Annotated in this window: 16 protein-coding genes; 4 read left to right on the forward strand and 12 right to left on the reverse strand. The window is 35.9% G+C overall.

Translation table 11 applies throughout. The features are described 5' to 3' along the window. Positions 1–87: 87 nt before the first annotated feature. The 9 genes from mreD to yfmF are packed head-to-tail and all read right to left on the reverse strand — an operon-like array spanning position 88 to position 7849. Positions 88–582: a rod shape-determining protein MreD gene (mreD, locus tag RWP09_RS01815; RefSeq protein WP_314433391.1), complete on the reverse strand. Its 495-nt coding sequence runs from the start codon at positions 580–582 to the stop codon at positions 88–90. Next, positions 582–1400 carry a rod shape-determining protein MreC gene (mreC, locus tag RWP09_RS01820; protein ID WP_314433393.1) on the reverse strand — a complete coding sequence of 273 codons (819 nt, stop codon included), beginning with the start codon at positions 1398–1400 and terminating at the stop codon, positions 582–584. The genes mreD and mreC overlap by 1 nt, the downstream gene beginning before the upstream one ends. A 58-nt stretch (positions 1401–1458) precedes the next feature. After that, positions 1459–2253: an energy-coupling factor transporter transmembrane protein EcfT gene (locus tag RWP09_RS01825; RefSeq protein ID WP_125420329.1), complete on the reverse strand. Its 795-nt coding sequence runs from the start codon at positions 2251–2253 to the stop codon at positions 1459–1461. Next, positions 2246–3085 (reverse strand): energy-coupling factor transporter ATPase, encoded by an 840-nt coding sequence (locus tag RWP09_RS01830; RefSeq protein ID WP_314433396.1) that lies wholly within the window; start codon positions 3083–3085, stop codon positions 2246–2248. Before RWP09_RS01830 ends, RWP09_RS01825 begins: the two co-directional genes overlap by 8 nt. Next, a complete protein-coding gene (locus tag RWP09_RS01835) occupies positions 3070–3897 on the reverse strand; it encodes an energy-coupling factor ABC transporter ATP-binding protein (RefSeq protein WP_314433398.1) in 828 nt (275 codons plus the stop codon). The genes RWP09_RS01830 and RWP09_RS01835 overlap by 16 nt, the downstream gene beginning before the upstream one ends. After that, the gene (pgsA, locus tag RWP09_RS01840) at positions 3894–4439 is read right to left on the reverse strand and encodes a CDP-diacylglycerol--glycerol-3-phosphate 3-phosphatidyltransferase (RefSeq protein ID WP_314433401.1); all 546 of its coding nucleotides are present in this window, start codon (positions 4437–4439) and stop codon (positions 3894–3896) included. The genes RWP09_RS01835 and pgsA overlap by 4 nt, the downstream gene beginning before the upstream one ends. 10 nt (positions 4440–4449) lie before the next feature. After that, a complete protein-coding gene (gene rodZ, locus RWP09_RS01845; protein ID WP_314433403.1) occupies positions 4450–5277 on the reverse strand; it encodes a cytoskeleton protein RodZ in 828 nt (275 codons plus the stop codon). Positions 5278–5318: 41 nt separating this feature from the next. Beyond that, a complete protein-coding gene (gene yfmH / locus RWP09_RS01850) occupies positions 5319–6602 on the reverse strand; it encodes an EF-P 5-aminopentanol modification-associated protein YfmH (protein WP_314433405.1) in 1284 nt (427 codons plus the stop codon). Further along, positions 6599–7849: an EF-P 5-aminopentanol modification-associated protein YfmF gene (gene yfmF, locus RWP09_RS01855; protein ID WP_314433408.1), complete on the reverse strand. Its 1251-nt coding sequence runs from the start codon at positions 7847–7849 to the stop codon at positions 6599–6601. The genes yfmH and yfmF overlap by 4 nt, the downstream gene beginning before the upstream one ends. A gap of 158 nt (positions 7850–8007) precedes the next feature. Here yfmF and yaaA point away from each other — a divergent pair, with 158 nt between their 5' ends. Both yaaA and recF read left to right on the forward strand, forming a co-directional pair. Then, positions 8008–8376: a S4 domain-containing protein YaaA gene (gene yaaA / locus RWP09_RS01860; protein WP_314433410.1), complete on the forward strand. Its 369-nt coding sequence runs from the start codon at positions 8008–8010 to the stop codon at positions 8374–8376. A gap of 2 nt (positions 8377–8378) precedes the next feature. Next, positions 8379–9476, forward strand: coding sequence for a DNA replication/repair protein RecF (gene recF, locus RWP09_RS01865; RefSeq protein ID WP_314433412.1), 1098 nt, complete (start codon positions 8379–8381; stop codon positions 9474–9476). A 50-nt stretch (positions 9477–9526) separates the two neighbouring features. On the opposite strand, the gene guaB is transcribed toward recF, so the two are convergent. Further along, complete coding sequence (gene guaB, locus RWP09_RS01870) at positions 9527–11005, reverse strand: IMP dehydrogenase (protein ID WP_314433414.1); 1479 nt, start codon at positions 11003–11005, stop codon at positions 9527–9529. A gap of 151 nt (positions 11006–11156) precedes the next feature. After that, positions 11157–12182, reverse strand: coding sequence for a tryptophan--tRNA ligase (gene trpS / locus RWP09_RS01875; RefSeq protein WP_314433417.1), 1026 nt, complete (start codon positions 12180–12182; stop codon positions 11157–11159). Positions 12183–12387: 205 nt separating this feature from the next. Here trpS and RWP09_RS01880 point away from each other — a divergent pair, with 205 nt between their 5' ends. Together RWP09_RS01880 and RWP09_RS01885 are read left to right on the forward strand one after the other, a co-directional pair. Continuing rightward, positions 12388–14010, forward strand: a complete 1623-nt coding sequence (locus RWP09_RS01880) for an ATP-binding cassette domain-containing protein (protein ID WP_000958774.1) — start codon at positions 12388–12390, stop codon at positions 14008–14010. A 61-nt stretch (positions 14011–14071) separates the two neighbouring features. Continuing rightward, a complete protein-coding gene (locus RWP09_RS01885; RefSeq protein WP_314433421.1) occupies positions 14072–16615 on the forward strand; it encodes a YfhO family protein in 2544 nt (847 codons plus the stop codon). A gap of 26 nt (positions 16616–16641) precedes the next feature. On the opposite strand, the gene RWP09_RS01890 is transcribed toward RWP09_RS01885, so the two are convergent. Then, positions 16642–19284, reverse strand: a complete 2643-nt coding sequence (locus tag RWP09_RS01890; protein WP_314433423.1) for a YhgE/Pip domain-containing protein — start codon at positions 19282–19284, stop codon at positions 16642–16644. Between the last annotated feature and the right edge of the window lie 81 nt (positions 19285–19365).

Genomic DNA, 19365 nt, shown 5'->3' on the forward strand with positions numbered 1-19365 from the left:
TAGATACTCCTTCTATTTAAGACAATACTAGTATACCAAAAAAAGACATAATAAATATTACGCCTTTATTACATTTGTATTTCTTTCTCATAGATAAAATTTTTCAAAAATAAACTGAAAAACAATCATCCATATAAGATTTAAAATCATTGATGGTACTAAACTATAGACTATGAACAAAGACATACTATCCACAGTTAGACCTACCACTATTGCAAGTATATATACCCCCATCTCAAATAGAAAAGTCATGACAATAATTGCTAACATTCTCGTCCAACGATTCAATAAAATAACACTATTAAATTTATGGAGAAATACCCCCAACAAGACGAACAACAGAGTCGCAATCCCTATCAAGTGGAAAAAGTAAATGTCATAAACCAAACCCACTAGAAAACAATAGGCTAAATAGAGGTACTCTGATACTTCTATCGTCTCAAATAAGAGAAATAAAAACAGAAAATGACTAGCCAAATGTACATGGGGAAAAAATGAGCCCAAAAGCTGGCTAATATGGGCATCAATTAGAACAAAGAAAGGAAGCAATAAAAACACTCCAACCCGCTTCAACTGTCTCATTATGAATTCCCCACCAATTCTATCACATGCACATTATGAGTATCTGCACTCAATTTAACAGTTACTTCTCGTGTCAAATAGTCCGTACTATGCGTTGTAGCAACCACTTCACCAACTGGAATATCAGCAACGTTAAAGTTTCCTAATCCACCAGTGGTCACCTTATCACCCGCACTAATATCACTATTACTATTTAATTGACTAATTTTAAGAACGTCATTTTCCTTGTCATAGCCAACAATAATCCCATAAATTGTTGTAGAACCATGTTGAATTTTAACAGAAATCTTATCAGCATTTTCCGTATTTGTCAGAAGGTTGATCATAGTAGAGTTGTCCTCTACTTTTGAAACACTCCCAATCAAGCCACCATTTGCAATGGCTAACATATTCTCAGAAGCCCCTTTTGATTTACCTACATCCAAGGTCAATTCCTGTTTCCAAGATACTGGAGAACGCATAATAACATCCGCTGCTAAAGTCTTTGTGGCTTGCAACTTGGACTTCATATCAAGCAATTGGCGCAATTGTTCATTTTCTGTCTTTAAACTTTCCGCCTCATTTGATTTCACTTCTAATTGGTAAATCTGTTTCTTCAAACTTTCATTTTCATTATATGTTCGTGTCAAATGAGCCAAATCTGATTCGACAGAATCAAACCACTGAAAAGGTTTTTGTACAACTCTATCAACCAATGAGATTCCATCCCCTAATTTTGTCACAATTGTACTTGAATAAGTCGTCGCTAAGAGAGCTGACACAAGCAGAACGGTGACAAAAATAATAATGACATATTTTGATTTTTTAAAACGGTTCATATCCCTACCTTTATATCAAAAACTGTTACAGTAATTTTTTATCAATTCCTGAAAGCTACTAAGATTTTAAGAAAAATAAGCAACAACCAAGTACGAGAACAACAAGAATAGTCAGCGTATCCTTTCGAGTCCATTCCAATTGTCGGTATTGACTTCTGCCTTTTCCACCCTGATAACCACGCGCTTCCATAGCAATAGCCAAGGAATCCGCACGTTTTAAACTTGTTGCAAAAAGAGGAATCAAAATAGGAATCATCGCCTTTACTTTTTGAACAATACTTCCTTCTCCAAAATCCACTCCACGCGCTTTCTGTGCATTCATAATCCGCGTCGTATCATCCATTAAGGTCGGAACAAAACGTAGACTCATGGACAGCATCAATCCAATTTCATGAACTGGAACTTTCACACGCTTTAAAGGTGCTAATAAAGCTTCGACAGCTGATGCCAAACTTAAGGGCATGGTAGTTAAGGTTAACAAAGTTGAAAAGAAAATAATCAATACGAAGCGACAAAAAATAATCCCAGCTTGTTGCAAAGCATAATCCGTGATTCTCACAAACGAAAACTCAAATAAAACATTCCCATTAGAAATGAAAAATAGTTGAAAAATAGTTGTGAAGGCAATCAAGAAAAACATAGACTTCAAGCCCTGAATAAAAAATGAAAGAGATACTCCTGACAAGGCAATAAATATCCCTGTCGCTATAAAAAGAATTAGATTCGTCAAGGGATTATTAGCCCAAAAAACGATTAAAATCAGTAACATCATAGCAAGCAATTTGCTACGTGGATCCAATCGGTGAACAATCGAATCCCCTGGGATATAACGCCCCAAAATCATACTATCCATTTAGCGACTCCTTGAACTCCTCTATCTTAATCGGTAATCGTTTAAATGACACGCCTCTATCAGCCAATCGTTTACAAAAGGCCGTAATTTTAGGTACACCCAACTGCACTTCTTCCATAAAGACAACATCTTGAAAGACGTCACTCGGTTTACCAGACTTAACTAAACGTCCCTTTTCCATCACATAGACTTGATTTGCATACTCAGCAACATCATCCATCAAATGCGTTACCAAAACAATGGTCATCCCTGACTGGTGGAGTTTTTTGAACAAATTCATCAACTCTTTTCTTCCCAGGGGATCTAGGCCTGCTGTGGGCTCATCTAAGACTAATATGGCTGGTTCCATGGCAAGTATGCCTGCAATGGCGACACGTCTCATTTGTCCACCTGATAGCTCAAACGGACTACGATTAAAAAGTGATTCATCAATTCCAACCAGAGCCAGTTTTTCACGCGCAATCTGCTCCGCATCTTCTTCAGAAACTCCAAAATTTTGCGGTCCAAAAGCAACGTCCTTCAAAACCGTTTCTTCAAAAATCTGATTTTCAGCAAACTGAAATACCAAGCCAACCTGTTTTCTAATTTGACGAATGTCTTTATTTTTAGAAGTCGAAGTGATTAAGGTATCAAAAACTTGTACACTTCCTTGACTTGGCACCAATAAACCATTTAAGAGTTGTAAAATAGTTGATTTACCGCTACCTGTATGCCCAATTAAAGCCGTATAAGAACCATCTTCAATCGTCAAAGAAACATCCGACAAAGCCGTTGAAGCTAGGGGAGTACCTTCTTGATATGTAAAACTCACATTTTCTAGAGCAATTCCCATAACTTATCCTCTAGTTCACTTTCTGTCAAATAATTTTCAGGTAAATCATAGCCATTCTGGCTCAAAGAATGTTTTAATTGATTGGCAAAAGGATTGTCTAATCCAATTTGATCTAAATCATTTCGAGAGAAAAGTTCTCTTGGACTGCTGGTTGATTCAATTTCCCCTTTTTTCATGACCAACACACGATCACTCATGGCAACTTCTTCCAAATCATGTGTAATGGAAATGACCGTCATATCATAGTCTTTACGAATTCCTTTTACTGTCTCAATCAGTTCTCTACGACCCTCAGGATCCAACATACTCGTTGCTTCATCTAGAATTAGAATAGCTGGTCTTAGGGCTACAACACCTGCAATAGCTACACGTTGCTTTTGGCCACCCGATAGACGCGCTGGCTCTCTCTTTTTAAAGTTCAACATGCCAACCAAATCCAGAGCTTCTTCCACTCTCTTTTTCATTTCTTGACGAGAAAGTCCCTGATTTTCCAAACCAAAGGCAACATCATCTTCAACAGTCGCTCCAACAAATTGATTATCTGGATTTTGAAAAACCATACCGATTTGACGACGTATATTCCAAACATTTTCCTCAGTCAAACGTTGACCATCAATTACAATCTCTCCAGATTCTGCTTCCAGTAAACCATCAATTAATCGAACCGTCGTTGATTTACCACTACCATTATGCCCTACAATCGAAAGCCATTCTCCACGTTTCACGTGAAACGTAATATCCTTCACATCATAGTATTCCTGACTTTCCTTATAACGAAAAGAAAGATTTTTTACATCAATTATTGATTTCATTTCGAACCAAATGTCCCTTTAAATACATAAGCACTACCCTTGAAATAATCATAGCCAGAGTAGATAGTGAAAAACAAGGCTACATAAAGTAGAACTTGACCAAGCAAAGTCCAATGTAATAGCAAGAAAATAATGGCAAACATCTGACTAAAAGTTTTAATTTTTCCAGGCATTGCTGCTGCTAAAACTGTTCCACCAGTTTCAACCAATAAAAGCCTTAAACCTGTCACAGCCAACTCACGACAGATGATCACTGCAACAATCCAAGCCGGAGCCATACCCAACTCAATCAACATGATAAAAGCTGACATAACTAGCAACTTATCCGCCATTGGATCCGCAAACTTCCCAAAGTTGCTAACCACACTCCATTTACGAGCTAAATATCCGTCTAAATAGTCGGTAATACTGGCAATAGCGAAGATAATAGCTGCTACCATATGACTCTCTAGCGAATTTCCTATCGTTAAAATAAAGATAAAAATAGGTATAAAAAGAATTCGACCTATTGTTAAGAGATTGGGAATTTGTTCTTTTTTCATTCGTTTTTCCTTAATTTCTAGTAAAGGTTACAGTGATTTGTCCAGTTTGAGCTGTTAATTTCGATAAATCAACAGTCTGATTATCTACTGTTAAAGCAATACCTCTGACAACACCTAAAGTAATGGTCACAGGATTTTTTGTTGAAACGGTTGTTTCCGCACTTTTATTATCCGGTGATAAAGTCACACCACCCTCAAGATCACTTTCTGAAACACTAACCCAACTTCTAGCATCTGAGACTGATAATTGCAATTTTACATTTTCCTTGCTCGTTTTATAAGCAACTTCTACTCGATTTCCCTCACCTGATACACTTATAGTTGGTTCAATATTCGAAGAGCTACTTGATGAACTACTACTTGAAGATGAAGTTACAGAACTAGTTGAGCTTGTTGCTTGGACTACACTATAACTAGGCACCGATGAACGCTCTGGTTGAGTCTGGACATAATTCCAAACATAATAAGTCACAAAAATGACAATCGATAGGGCAAAGAGTACAAAATAAAACAAAGGTAAAAATGATGTCTTATTTTTCTTACTTGAACGTCTCCTGCCTGTCAACTCCTCTTCATCAACATCTACTTCCTCATAAGTAATCATGCTCCCAGAATCATAAGCATCCAAGACAATTCGCTCATCAAGTTCAACTGCCCACGCATACTTTCTCAAAAAAGAACGAGTATAAAATGGACTAGGGAGTTGATCAAAATCATCATCTTCCATTGCCTCCAACATATCCAACTGAATTTCTGTTTTTTTATGTAATTCTTCTAAAGTCAACCCTTGGTTGGTTCTAGCTAAACGTAAAACCTCACCAATTGTTTTTTTCCTCATACTTGTCATTCCTTCTTTCTAGTATCGATTATGATAGATTTCTACGATGGGAATATTGTAAAATCAACTATATCACCATCATCTATTAAATGATGTCCAGCATCAAGGACATCCTCTAAAGTGATTTCCTGTAAAATTTTCGGAAAATCAAAGATTGTCTCACCTTGTCCAAAAGAATCATATTGCGTTGCAATAAATTCAAGAGAGTTCATGCTACTGAAAAATTCTCCAAACATCTCTCTTTTTATAATATCTAAATGATCCTCTGTAATATCTAAATCCTTTGTAAAATTACGAACAGCCTTCCTAAACTGATGAGATAAAGCAACTGGCTCTTTTGTATCCATTGTCAACATAACAAAATGAAAGCGATTTGTTACTTCAACTTCCAGAGATAAGGACGCATCAACTTTACCTGATTCATACAATCTTTGAAAACGATCCGAAGTCCAACCAAACATCATTGCAAACAATAATTTTAATAAAATATGATGTCGATAGCAATCCGCCTCAGCAACTTCTCGATTACCTCTAATTCCAATCGCTAGTTTGGGAGAAGATACTTCCATTCTCATACTGTCTGTTTGCTTTACATCTTGTAAAACAAACTTTTCTCTTTCTACTTCCTGAACATCTAAATCTTCCAGTTCTTTTCTTTCAAAATAGTCCTGGACTGGATCCACATCAAAATTACCAACTAAAAACAGAGACATATTTACAGGTTTGTAAAACCTTGTAAAGTTTTCTTGCAAATTAGTTAGATTGATTTGGGAAATGGACTCCTCACTGCCAACTATATCAGTTGCTAAAGGTGTGCCTGGATACAAATTCGCTAAAGTTGAAAAGAATAAACACGAATCTGGATCATCTTGATACATTTCTCGTTCTTGCTGTATAATATCCTGCTCCCTTAAAATGGAATCTTCAGTAAAGTGTGCTGATGTTACCAATTCATCAAGTAACTCTAAATTTTCTAAAAAATGATCCGTTGTTGAAAAAAGATAACTTGTTTTTGTAAAGCTTGTAAAGGCATTGCTATCTGCACCTAGACTCGTAAAAGCTGACATCAAATCGCTAGAATCTTCTCTCTCAAACAATTTATGTTCAAGAAAATGAGCAATTCCTGCAGGATAGTTTTTTACATATCCGTCAACTTCTGTGACAAGCGTATCTACCGAACCAAACTGTACAGTTACACTCCCGTAAAACTCTTTGAATTCCTTTTTAGGCAAAAGAGCAACTGTAAATCCATTTGACAAACGAGTTCGATAAACCATTTCTTTTACAGCTGGATAGTATTTTTCTTCAAAAACAACCTTTGTCATTCTATTCCTTCCATAAAGTAAATCGCCTGTAGTTTCACATTATTAGCTGCTCTACAAATAGTATCTTTGTCAACTTGCTCGAGCTTTTCAATCCAACTTTTAAAGTCTGCTGAAGATTTCCCAAGTAAAGAATTTTGATAAGCACGTTCAATCAATGAACCTTGATTATCTTGAGAAAGCAACAAAGATCGACGAATCATTTCCTTGGTCTGCTCTAATTCAAGTTCTGTAAAATATCCTTTTTTTAAATCAATCAGTTGATTATTCATCATTTTACGAGCCTGATTCCGATTTTCTCGATCAATGCCAGCATACATCCTCAAGAATCCACTAAACAAATCAAGCTGACTTGAAATAGTATAAGCCAATCCAGCATTTTCACGGACATTTGTAAATAGTTTAGAGTGAGCAAATCCACCAAGTAAACCATTCATTACAATCATGGGTAAATGTTGCTCATTACCATATTCCGCAGAGCAATGATAGCCCAACTCTAAAATAGACTGTCCCACATTTTTTCGAACCATTCCTTCTTGCAGGATATTAGAATAAGATTGACCATACTGAACCTTCACATCACCTTCTCGACTTTTAAAACCAAATGATCCTAATACATTTTGAATTTCAACCTCATTAAAATCACCTAGGAAAAAGAAATCTATTCGATCATTGGCCAAAAATTCTTGGAAACAAGAATAAGAACTTTGTGGAGTTTCAGCTAAAATACGATTTCGTAAATCACTATATTCCAATTTGAGACGTTCATCATAAAAAAATAATTTATCTAATTCTTTATGTGCGAAATAAAAAGAATCATCCATGTCAGCTGCTAAACTTGCTAGCAATTGTTTTTTCTCAATTTCAAATAAGGCCGAATCAAACCCATTATCAACTACTACGGGTGAAAAAAGAGTTTCTTTTACAAGTTCCAAAACCTGAGAAGTTAGCACATTTTTCCTACTTAAAAACTCATCACGAACATAGGTAAATGTCAATTCTACAATATGACTTTGTCCTCTTCTGAAACAATTGGTTGACATATCTGTACCGTATAGACTGGCCAAATGTCTTCTCAAATCTTGAGAAGTGGGATACATCTGGTTAGCAGTTTCTAGCATACTCGCACTCAACATGCGACCTGCAATCGTATCGAGGGATAATGGAGCGGTAAAACGCACGGCGATTTTGTTCGTTTTAAACTTTTTTGATTGGATAAAATGTGTTGAAATTCCATGCACTAACTCCATGATCTACCTCCTTATATACAGACTTCTATTATATCACGAAAACCTGAAATTTTCTTGTTCTCTGTAACACTTTTGAAATAAAAATCGCTTACATTTCTCCCTGTTTCTCTCACTATTTTTAGGAAAATATGGTATAATACCAAAGATTGAGGTGAATTATGGAATACAAATTATTTGAAGAATTTATTACCCTCCAAGCACTACTCAAAGAACTTGGAATCACACATAGTGGGGGAGCTATCAAATCCTTTCTCTCCGAACATTCTGTTTACTTTAATGGAGAATTAGAGAGTCGTCGTGGTAAAAAACTTCGTATTGGAGATAAAGTTGACATCCCTGACATGAATATTGACATCTTGTTGACACAACCTACGTCTGATGAACAAGAGGAATACCAAGCTGATAAAGTTGAAAAAGAACGAATTACTAAGCTTGTTAAAGAGATGAATAAGGGAGTAAAAAAAGATAAATCGAAACCTACTTCATCACCTAAAAGCAAACAAGCTCCACGATTCCCTGGTAGATAATCATGTGGCTACAAAACCTATCTCTCAAGACTTTTCGTAACTACAAAGAGACGAAAATAGACTTTAATCCTAAATTGAATGTCTTTTTAGGACGCAATGCACAAGGAAAAACAAATATGTTAGAGGCTATCTATTTTTTAGCCTTAACACGCAGTCATCGAACTCGAACAGATAAAAATCTCATTCATTTTGATGAGGAACAACTCCATCTTTCAGGTCTTGTTCAGAAAAAAACTGGATCCATTCCTCTCGAAATCGAACTAACACAAAAAGGACGTGTGACAAAAGTGAATCACTTAAAACAGGCACGACTTTCAGATTATGTCGGACACATGAATGTTGTCTTATTTGCTCCTGAAGATTTACAACTAATTAAAGGAGCACCTTCAATTCGACGAAAATTCATTGATATGGAGCTTGGACAAATTAAGCCAATCTATTTATCAGATTTAACCAATTATAACCACATCCTTAAACAAAGAAATACCTATCTAAAATCAGCTCAAACAATAGATGAAACCTTCCTTTCAGTACTAGATGATCAGCTAGTCGATTATGGATGTCGTGTGATGAATCACCGCTTAGATTTCATAAAAAAACTAGAACATTTTGGCCGTAAGAAACATTTTGAACTCTCTAATCAGATTGAAGAATTGTCAATATCCTATCAATCTTCTGTCAAGTTAACTAAAAAAGAAGACTTATCAGAATCTTTCAAAATTGCTTTAGAAAAAAGTAGATCCAGAGATTTATTTAAAAAGAACACTGGTGTTGGTCCTCATCGGGATGACATTTCTTTTTATATAAATAGAATGGATGCTAGTTTTGGCAGTCAAGGTCAACATCGTAGTCTCGTCCTCTCGATAAAATTAGCAGAAATCGAGTTAATGGAAAGCATTACTACAGAATCTCCAATATTACTGCTTGACGATGTTATGAGCGAACTTGACAACACTAGACAACTAAAATTATTAGAAACGATTTCTCATTCAATCCAAACCTTTATCACAGCAACAAGCTTAGATCATCTTCAAAATCTACCAGAAAATCTAAGTATCTTCACTATTCAGGATGGTAAAGTTTCTGTAAATTACAATTGACAATATTGTAAAAGAACTCCTGTTTCCACGGGAGTTCTTTTCATTGTTTTTTACATAGAATAATTTGGTGCCTCATTCGTAATTTGTACATCATGAGGATGGCTCTCTTTCAAACCAGCACCAGACATTTCAATAAATTGAGCATTATCGTGTAGTTCTTTAAGGTTAGCTGCACCACAGTAACCCATACCAGAGCGAATACCTCCAATCATTTGGAAGACAATATCAGCTGCCGCACCTTTATAAGCAACACGACCTTCAATTCCTTCTGGAACGAGTTTGTTTGCTTCATTGACAGAACCTTGGAAGTAACGATCGCTTGAACCTTTCTTCATTGCTGCGATTGATCCCATACCACGGTAAGTCTTGAATTTACGTCCTTGGAAGATTTCAGTTTCCCCTGGAGCTTCATCAGTTCCAGCAAACATTGATCCAAGCATAACAGCATTTCCACCTGCAGCAAGGGCTTTTACAATATCTCCAGAATACTTGATTCCACCGTCAGCAATGATCGTTTTACCATATTCACGCGCAACAGCTGCAGCATCATAGATAGCTGTTACTTGCGGAACACCGACACCAGCAATCACACGAGTTGTACAGATTGAACCTGGTCCAATACCAACCTTAACAACGTCTACACCCGCTTCATAAAGGGCACGTGCACCTTCAGCAGTAGCAATATTTCCAGCAATCAAAGTACGATCTGGGAAGTGGGCACGAATCTCAGCAATTTTACGCAAGACACCTGCAGAATGACCATGTGCAGTATCAATAACAATCGCATCCGCTCCTGCTTCAAAAAGAGCCTCTGCACGTTCAAATGTATCTGAAGTAACACCTACTGCACCTGCAACTAGTAGACGACCAAACTCATCTTTAGCAGCATTTGGAAACTCAATAACTTTTTCAATATCTTTGATAGTAATCAAACCAGAAAGACGACCTTCTTCATCTACCAAAGGAAGTTTTTCAATACGGTGTTCTTGAAGAATATTCTCGGCTGTTGCAAGATCTGTACCCACAGGAGCAGTAACAAGATTTTCACTAGTCATATGATTTGAGATTGGTTGGTTATAGTCTGAAATAAAACGAAGATCTCGGTTTGTCAAAATACCAACCAATTTACGATTTTCAAGTGTTTCAACAACTGGAACACCACTGATGCGGTAACGCCCCATAAGCTCATCTGCTTCAGCAATTGTATGTTCAGGCGTCAAGAAGAACGGATCAATAATAACTCCATTTTCAGAACGTTTTACCTTACGAACCTCTTCTGCTTGTTGAGCAATTGACATGTTTTTATGGATAACTCCGAGACCGCCTGCACGAGCAATAGCAATAGCCATTTGACTCTCTGTAACTGTGTCCATGGCAGCGGTAATAATTGGGATATTTAAAGTCAAATTATCTGCCAATTTAGTTGTTAAATCTGCATCGTTAGGCAACACATGACTTTCAGCTGGAATAAGCAATACATCATCAAAGGTAAAACCTTTTTTCAAAAATTTAGTGTCCCAATTAGACATTCGAAGTTTCCTCTTTTCTTTCTTTTTGAGCTTGACTCTTTTTATATTGTATCTATCATACCATTCTATAAAAATTTGTCAAATGTTACAGGGGTAAATAAAAAACTATCTTTTCTTTGATATAGAAATGATAGTTTCTTGTAAAATAAACTTAGTTAAAGTACTGAAGTCCCATTGCCCCTTTAACCTCAGATAGGGTTTGACCCGCAACTTCACGCGCTCTTTCACTACCTTTTTGAAGCATATTATAAACTTCTCCCATATCCTTAGCAAATTCAATACGGCGCTCACGAATAGGACCCAGTTCACGTTCTAATATTTCAAGTAGATAACGCTTGGTCTTCACATCACCAAGACCACCTCGTTGATAATGTTCTTTCATGTCAGCAATTTCTTGAGCATCTTCTGGACGACCAAAAACATCTAGATAATGGAAAACCATATTTCCTTCAATTTTACCTGGATCCTCAACGCGGATATGATCTGGATCTGTATACATACTCATTACTTTTTTACGCAAAGTATCCGCATCATCAGCTAAATAAATACCATTATTGAGTGATTTAGACATTTTAGCATTTCCATCTAAACCAGGCAAACGCCCTGCTCTCTCATTTTCTGGATAAATACCTTCCGGCTCTACCAAGACATCACAGTTATATGCATTATTAAAAGAACGAACAATCTCGCGAGTTTGCTCAATCATTGGTTTCTGATCTGTCCCAACAGGAACATAATTAGCCTTGAAAGCTGTGATGTCAGCTGCTTGAGCTATTGGATAAACCAAGAATCCTGTCGGAATGCTTTCTCCAAATCCTTTCTGAGCAATCTCTGTCTTGACTGTTGGATTGCGCTCCAAACGTGCTAATGAAACTAGATTCATATAGTACATAGATAGTTCAGCCAACTCTGGAATTTGGCTTTGAATAAAGATAGTTGATTTACTTGGATCCAATCCAACTGCAAGATAATCCAAAGCCACATTTCCGATAGACTCTACAATTGTTTGAGGGTCTTTAGCATGATCTGTCAAAGCTTGTTGGTCAGCCAAGAACACAAACATATCATACTTATCCTCTTCCTGTAATAATACTCGATTTCTGAGACTTCCAACATAATGTCCAATATGCAATTTTCCTGTTGGACGGTCTCCTGTTAAAATAATGGGTTTAGTCATTTTGTTCTCCTTCGATATAGTCCCTTCAATTATAGCATTTTTTTAATGAAATAACCGTAATTTATCAAAATAAATCAGTCTTACTATTTACAAATTCATGTAAAGTATACTGTAAATGTAATTTACACAAAATTGACAGATAAAAATTTGAATATTCCTGTATTTTCTAGTAGAATAAATATATTACACATATAGGAGAAAAACATTGCTTACAGTATCTGATGTTTCACTACGTTTTAGTGATCGCAAACTTTTTGATGATGTCAATATCAAATTTACAGAAGGAAATACTTACGGATTAATCGGTGCTAATGGTGCCGGAAAATCAACCTTTTTAAAAATTTTAGCTGGAGATATCGAACCTACTACTGGTCACATCTCTCTTGGTCCAGATGAACGTCTCTCTGTTCTTCGTCAAAATCACTTTGACTATGAAGACGAACGTGCCATTGATGTTGTTATCATGGGAAATGAAAAACTTTATAGCATCATGAAAGAGAAAGATGCCATCTACATGAAGGAAGATTTCTCAGATGAGGACGGAGTCCGTGCTGCCGAACTTGAAGGAGAGTTTGCCGAGCTTGGAGGCTGGGAAGCAGAAAGTGAAGCCTCTCAACTCCTTCAAAATCTAAACATTCCAGAAGAATTGCACTACCAAAATATGAGCGAATTGGCCAATGGTGAGAAAGTAAAGGTTCTCCTCGCCAAAGCACTTTTTGGTAAACCAGATGTTCTTCTATTGGACGAGCCTACCAACGGTTTGGACATCCAATCAATTACATGGTTAGAAGATTTCTTGATTGATTTTGATAACACCGTTATCGTAGTATCCCACGACCGTCACTTCTTAAATAAAGTATGTACTCACATGGCCGACCTTGACTTTGGAAAAATCAAACTCTATGTCGGAAACTATGACTTCTGGAAGGAATCTTCTGAGCTTGCTGCTAAATTGCTAGCAGACCGTAATGCCAAAGCAGAAGAAAAAATTAAGCAATTGCAAGAATTCGTAGCTCGTTTCTCTGCCAATGCTTCTAAATCACGACAAGCAACATCACGTAAGAAAATGCTTGATAAGATTGAGCTAGAAGAGATTGTGCCATCTAGTCGTAAATATCCATTTATCAACTTTAAAGCTGAGCGTGAGATTGGTAATGATCTCTTGACAGTAGAAAATCTAACTGTAAAGATTGATGGTGAGACTATTTTAGATAATATCAGTTTTATCTTGCGTCCAGGTGATAAGACAGCTCTTATTGGTCAAAATGACATCCAAACGACTGCATTAATTCGTGCAATCATGGGGGACATTGACTATGAAGGAACTGTCAAGTGGGGAGTAACTACTAGCCGTTCTTACTTGCCAAAAGATAACTCGGCAGATTTTGCAGGAGGAGAATCAATTCTTGACTGGTTGCGTCAATTCGCAAGTAAAGAAGAAGATGACAATACTTTCCTACGCGGTTTCCTTGGCCGTATGCTCTTCTCTGGAGATGAGGTTAACAAACCTGTCAACGTCTTGTCAGGGGGAGAAAAAGTTCGTGTCATGCTTTCAAAACTCATGCTCTTGAAATCAAATGTCCTTGTCCTCGATGATCCAACCAATCACTTGGACTTAGAATCTATCTCAAGCTTGAATGACGGATTGAAAAACTTTAAAGAATCAATCATCTTTGCCAGTCATGACCACGAGTTTATTCAAACTTTGGCCAACCATATCATTGTCTTGTCTAAAAATGGCGTCATCGATCGTATCGATGAAACCTATGATGAATTCCTAGAAAATGCAGAAGTACAAGCAAAAGTTAAAGAACTTTGGAAAGACTAAATAAAACTTCAAAACTCAGTTGGGTTAACCAGCTGAGTTTTCTAACATTTTATAAGGTAACATGAAATTATTTTTAAAAACATATTGGACCTATTTTGTTTCTTTCACCATTCCTGTAGTCATTATGACAGGAGTATATCTATCTCAAGGTATCTACTGGAATAGCGATACATCCCCACTATTAGGAGATGGCTTTCATCAATACGTTATTTTTGATATAGCTTTACGAAATATCCTACATGGAAATGGTAGTCTGTTTTACACCTTTACAAGTGGCCTCGGATTAAATTTCTATGCCCTATCTAGTTATTACTTGGGAAGTTTCCTTTCTCCTCTGGTTTACTTTTTTGATCTAACGAATATGCCAGATGCTGTCTATCTGACAACTCTGTTAAAATTTGGATTGATTGGTCTGTCAACCTTCTTTAGTCTAAATAGATTATTTAAAAATATTCCGAAATCTTTAAAACTAGCCTTATCTACTTCCTATGCTCTGATGAGTTTCACTGTCAGTCAGTTGGAGATAAAAACCTGGCTGGATGTTTTTATCTTGATTCCTTTCATTATCACTGGTTTACACCTACTGATAACAGAAAAGAAATTCTCATTATACTTTACAAGTCTGTCAATCTTATTTATCCAAAACTATTATTTTGGCTATATGACAGCATTGTTTCTTATTTTCTGGTATCTCTGTCAAATTTCTTGGGACTTTAAAACTCGAAAATCATCTTTTCTTGATTTCATAATCACCTCCGTTTTAGCTGGTATAGCTAGTTTGATTATGACTCTTCCCACTCTGTTTGATTTACAGACACATGGGGAAAAATTAACTGAAGTTACAAAGTTTCAAACTGAAAGTAGCTGGTATCTTGATCTCTTTGCTAAGCAATTCATTGGTTCCTTTGACACAACAAAGTATGGGGCCATCCCAATGATTTTTGTTGGACTACTTCCCTTTATTTTGACAATTTTATTTTTTACACTGAAATCTATTAAGTTTCACGTGAAACTTATCTATGCAATCTTCTTTACATTTCTAATTGCAAGCTTTTATATAGAAACTCTTGATTTATTTTGGCAAGGCATGCATACTCCAAACATGTTTTTACATCGCTATGCTTGGATTTTCTCTACCTTGTTAATTTACACAGCAGCGGAAGTCTTAAATCGTCTGAAAGAAATTAAAATCTGGAATTTTTTAGTTTCACTTTTTCTTATAGTAACAGGATTTTTAGCTACCATCTATCTAAAATCGCATTATTCTTTTTTAACAGATTTGAATATTCTACTGACTCTTGAATTTTTAGTTGTCTATTCTCTTTTACTCCTTGCAGTTATCAAAAAGTTTATCTCTGTAAATCTATTTGCCATTCTAATTTCTTTATTTATAATGGTTGAAATAAGTTTAAATGCTTCATCTCAAATAGACGGAATTGCTAAAGAATGGGGCTTTGCTTCTCGAAGTGCATATAATCGAGATATCCCAGCTATGGAATCTTTCTCAACATATATTGAGGATCCATTTACTCGTACTGAAAAACTACAAACTCAGACAGGAAATGACAGTATGAAATTTAACTACAATGGAATCTCTCAATTTTCATCTGTTCGAAATCGTTCAGCAAGCTCTACTTTGGATAAACTGGGATTTAAATCCTCTGGAACCAATCTCAATCTCCGATATGCCAATAATAGTATTTTGGCTGATAGTTTATTTGGTATCCAGTACAATATCTCAGACAGTCCTATTGATAAGTATGGTTTTAAAGATATCTATCAAAAAGATAATCTTGCCCTATATGAAAATCAATTCTCTCTTCCGATTGCATTTGCTAGTCAATTTGTTTACAATGATGTCAAGTTCAATGAACATACTTTAGATAATCAAGCCTCGTTTTTAAATCAACTTGCTAACGTCGATTTTGATTATTTTTCTCCAATCCCTTATGACAAAACAGAAAATACTGATGATTTGATTAGTGTTACAAGTTCTTCAAATGAGGATGCAGCAATCCAGTATCAAATTGAAGTACCAGAAAACAGCCAAGTTTATCTTTCTTTCATAAATCTTCACTTTTCTAATGATAAACAAAAGAAGGTTGATATCCTTGTAAATGGAGAAAAGAAAACTTTTACAACTGATAATGTCTTCTCCTTCTTTAATCTAGGCTATACAAAAGAGAAAAAGACTTTCAATATCAATGTTAGTTTCCCTGGAAATTCACAAGTATCATTTGAATCTCCTACCTTCTATCGTTTAGATACCCAAACTTTAACTGAGGCAATTCAAAAAATCAAAGAACAACCTGTCACAATATCAACTTCTAAAAACAAGGTTTTTGCTACATATGATGTCCAACAAGATACATCTATTTTTTTCACCATTCCTTATGACAAAGGTTGGTCTGCCTACCAAGATGGTAAGAGAATAGAAATTAAACAAGCTCAAACTGGTTTCATGAAAGTTGATGTTCCTAAGGGGAAAGGAACTATTACACTTTCCTTTATTCCCAATAGTTTTATTACTGGAGTAATCTATTCCTTTACTTCTCTCTTACTATTTGGAATCTATAATCACAGACGAAAGTTATCTAAGGCCTAAAAAAATCGACCAATTGGTCGATTTTTTTAATCTTCTTCCATTTTCTTAGGTTGATAGGCTAGCATACCTAAACCAGTAAATAGAGCTAGTATGACAGCTAGGAAAATGACTTGATGATGAATATTTCCTGTCATAGAGATTGTTTGTCGTAATCCAGAAACTGAATAACTCATTGGTAACCAAGGATTAATGGCTCTAAAGAATTCATTTGTCAAAGCAAGTGGATAAGTACCGGCACTTGATGCCAACTGTAATAAAAGCAAGATAAGAGAGAAGAAAGCTCCTATACGGCTATTCCATGTTGTTAAAGCAGTCACCATGGACATGAATACTAAACTTGTTAGGATAATGAGAATAAATGTTCTCATCTCATGATTTGCAGTTAAACCAATAAGATGAACTCCTCCATATACCAAAATTCCTGCTAAAACAGCTATAATACCATTTATTTCAGCTCGAGATTTCAACCAAGCCCAACGGCTATCCGGATGACGTCCTGAAGGCAACTTCGCAAAGATCATATTCGTTGATATTGCTGCAACAAAAAGAGCAACTGATATCATATAAGGAGACATTGCAATTCCATTTACAGGAACTTGGTCATTGTCAGTTTTGGAGAGACTGAGAGGATTTGACAAAATCTCTGCATTTTGAGATTCCGTAGATGCTGATTTGAGTTGATCAATAGCATTACTTAGTCCTTGTCCTAAAGAAGCAAGTCCTGTCTGTAAACCTTCCAATCCAGAAGTTAACTTTGTTCCACCTTCTGCTAGTTTCCCAGCTCCATCTGCCAATTTATTAGCTCCACTTTCTAATTGAGAAGCACCTGAAATTAACTGACTGGATTTATCAGCTAGTTGGCTAGATCCTGACTGCAATTTATCAACTCCTGCTATCAATTCTTGACTCTTTTGATTCAATTGGTTGAAGCCAGTTGATAATTTTTCAATACCAGATACTAATTCTGGAGTTTTTTCAACTAATTGACCAACTCCTGCTGTCAATTTAGAAGATTTTTGTGTCAAGGTAGTTGAGCCTGAAACTAATTGGTCCAAACTACCTGTCAAGGTGGAATTCTTTTCACTTAGTTGACTTGCGCCCTGAGAAACTTTATCAACACCTGCAGTATATGCGTTTACCCCCGATGTAATAGACTGACTAGCAGGAACTAATTTACTCGTCAATGTTCCCTGTATCTCTGTTAATCCACTTGACAATCCTGTCAAAGAAGTAGAAGCAATAGGTAATACTTGATTAGCTTGATTTTTTAATGTCGAAAGATTTGAAGATTGATTTTGTAAGTTTTCCAAACTTCCCTGTAAACCTTGTACTAAAGCTATAATTGACTGAGCCGATTGAATACTATCAGTCGAATTTTGAGATACAGAAGCACTTATTTCAGCTTGTTGCTCACTTGTCAAAGATTGATAAGCTGCTGTCGATTGAATATTGGCTAATGTAGTCGCTTTATCAGACTGAGCACTTGCTAACATTTGATTAGAAAGAGATACTATACTTGATAAAACAGAATCTAAGTGTTTTGTATCTCCAACATCAATATTTTGAATGGCTTGATTTAACTGATTCAGACCAGAAGATAATTGATTAATTTGATCTTTTTGCTCAGACGAAGCATCTAACTTGCTGGAAAGTTGTTGAATCCCTTCACTTAATTGCTCCACCCCCATTCGAAGTGTAGCTGATTGATTGGATAACTGATTAGCACCTGTTGCAAGATTTCCCACTCCATTTGTATAGGCACTAACACCAGATGAAAATTGATTAAGACCAGTATTGAGCTGAGAAACACCGCCAGTATAGGCCTCTACACCAGTATATAATTGATTGATTCCTCCTACTAATTCAGGACTTTTAGAAGATAATTGACCTAACCCACTATCTAATTGACTCACTGCATCAGTATAGGTAACTAAACCACTATTAAAATTCCCTAAGCCAAGATGAAGTTGTTCAACACCAGAGACATAAGAGGATAATCCTTTAGTAAACTGCTCCGTTCCATTTGAAAATGTTAAACTTGAATCTGATAAAGAGTGTAGATTAGTAGTGAATGTTTGACTTCCTGCCACTAACTTATTCGCTCCATCAGTTAGTTTTTCACTTCCAGAAGCTGCTTGACTCATACCATCCTTTAAATCGACCATTTTGTTGAATAAAGCTTTAGTATAGGTCTCGGTTACATTGGTAGAAACACTCTGCTTTAATTGTGTCATAGCAGAATCACTCATCTTGCTTGCAATAAAGCTATGACCACTTGAAGTCTGATAATCGATTTGCATTTGCTCTGGATGATCCGTTAAAATAGAAGCTGCTTTTTCAGATAAATCACTTGGTAAAGTGACTACCATATAGTAATCGCCATTTTCTAAACCCTTCTTACCTTCTTCTTCATCTACAAAATGAAAATCCAAGGTTTTATTTTCTTTTAAATTGGTCACCATGTCTTTTCCTATAGACATGCTATTACCATTATAGGAAGCCTCTTTATCATTATTGACAACTGCCACAGGTAAGTCAGACAATTGACCATATGGATCCCACATTGAGGACAAAAATATGATATTGTACAGAGCTGGAATAAGAGAAATCCCTATTATGACAATAATAAAGGTTGGTTTTTTAAAAATTGCTTTCCATTCTTTAAACATAGTTTCTCCTTTTTTAAACATATTGTCTAAAATTTTGATATAATAGATTATACATTAAAAAATCTAAATTACAAGATAAAA

Origin of the sequence: uncultured Streptococcus sp. (assembly GCF_963521255.1) — a bacterium.
In the GTDB taxonomy this organism is placed as follows: domain Bacteria; phylum Bacillota; class Bacilli; order Lactobacillales; family Streptococcaceae; genus Streptococcus.

Excerpts from the sequence above, each read along its gene's own strand:
- mreD (WP_314433391.1), bottom strand. The coding sequence starts at position 582 with ATGAGACAGTTGAAGCGGGTTGGAGTGTTTTTATTGCTTCCTTTCTTT.
- mreC (WP_314433393.1), bottom strand. The coding sequence starts at position 1,400 with ATGAACCGTTTTAAAAAATCAAAATATGTCATTATTATTTTTGTCACC.
- RWP09_RS01825 (WP_125420329.1), bottom strand. The coding sequence starts at position 2,253 with ATGGATAGTATGATTTTGGGGCGTTATATCCCAGGGGATTCGATTGTT.
- RWP09_RS01830 (WP_314433396.1), bottom strand. The coding sequence starts at position 3,085 with ATGGGAATTGCTCTAGAAAATGTGAGTTTTACATATCAAGAAGGTACT.
- RWP09_RS01835 (WP_314433398.1), bottom strand. The coding sequence starts at position 3,897 with ATGAAATCAATAATTGATGTAAAAAATCTTTCTTTTCGTTATAAGGAA.
- pgsA (WP_314433401.1), bottom strand. The coding sequence starts at position 4,439 with ATGAAAAAAGAACAAATTCCCAATCTCTTAACAATAGGTCGAATTCTT.
- rodZ (WP_314433403.1), bottom strand. The coding sequence starts at position 5,277 with ATGAGGAAAAAAACAATTGGTGAGGTTTTACGTTTAGCTAGAACCAAC.
- yfmH (WP_314433405.1), bottom strand. The coding sequence starts at position 6,602 with ATGACAAAGGTTGTTTTTGAAGAAAAATACTATCCAGCTGTAAAAGAA.
- yfmF (WP_314433408.1), bottom strand. The coding sequence starts at position 7,849 with ATGGAGTTAGTGCATGGAATTTCAACACATTTTATCCAATCAAAAAAG.
- yaaA (WP_314433410.1), top strand. The coding sequence starts at position 8,008 with ATGGAATACAAATTATTTGAAGAATTTATTACCCTCCAAGCACTACTC.
- recF (WP_314433412.1), top strand. The coding sequence starts at position 8,379 with ATGTGGCTACAAAACCTATCTCTCAAGACTTTTCGTAACTACAAAGAG.
- guaB (WP_314433414.1), bottom strand. The coding sequence starts at position 11,005 with ATGTCTAATTGGGACACTAAATTTTTGAAAAAAGGTTTTACCTTTGAT.
- trpS (WP_314433417.1), bottom strand. The coding sequence starts at position 12,182 with ATGACTAAACCCATTATTTTAACAGGAGACCGTCCAACAGGAAAATTG.
- RWP09_RS01885 (WP_314433421.1), top strand. The coding sequence starts at position 14,072 with ATGAAATTATTTTTAAAAACATATTGGACCTATTTTGTTTCTTTCACC.
- RWP09_RS01890 (WP_314433423.1), bottom strand. The coding sequence starts at position 19,284 with ATGTTTAAAGAATGGAAAGCAATTTTTAAAAAACCAACCTTTATTATT.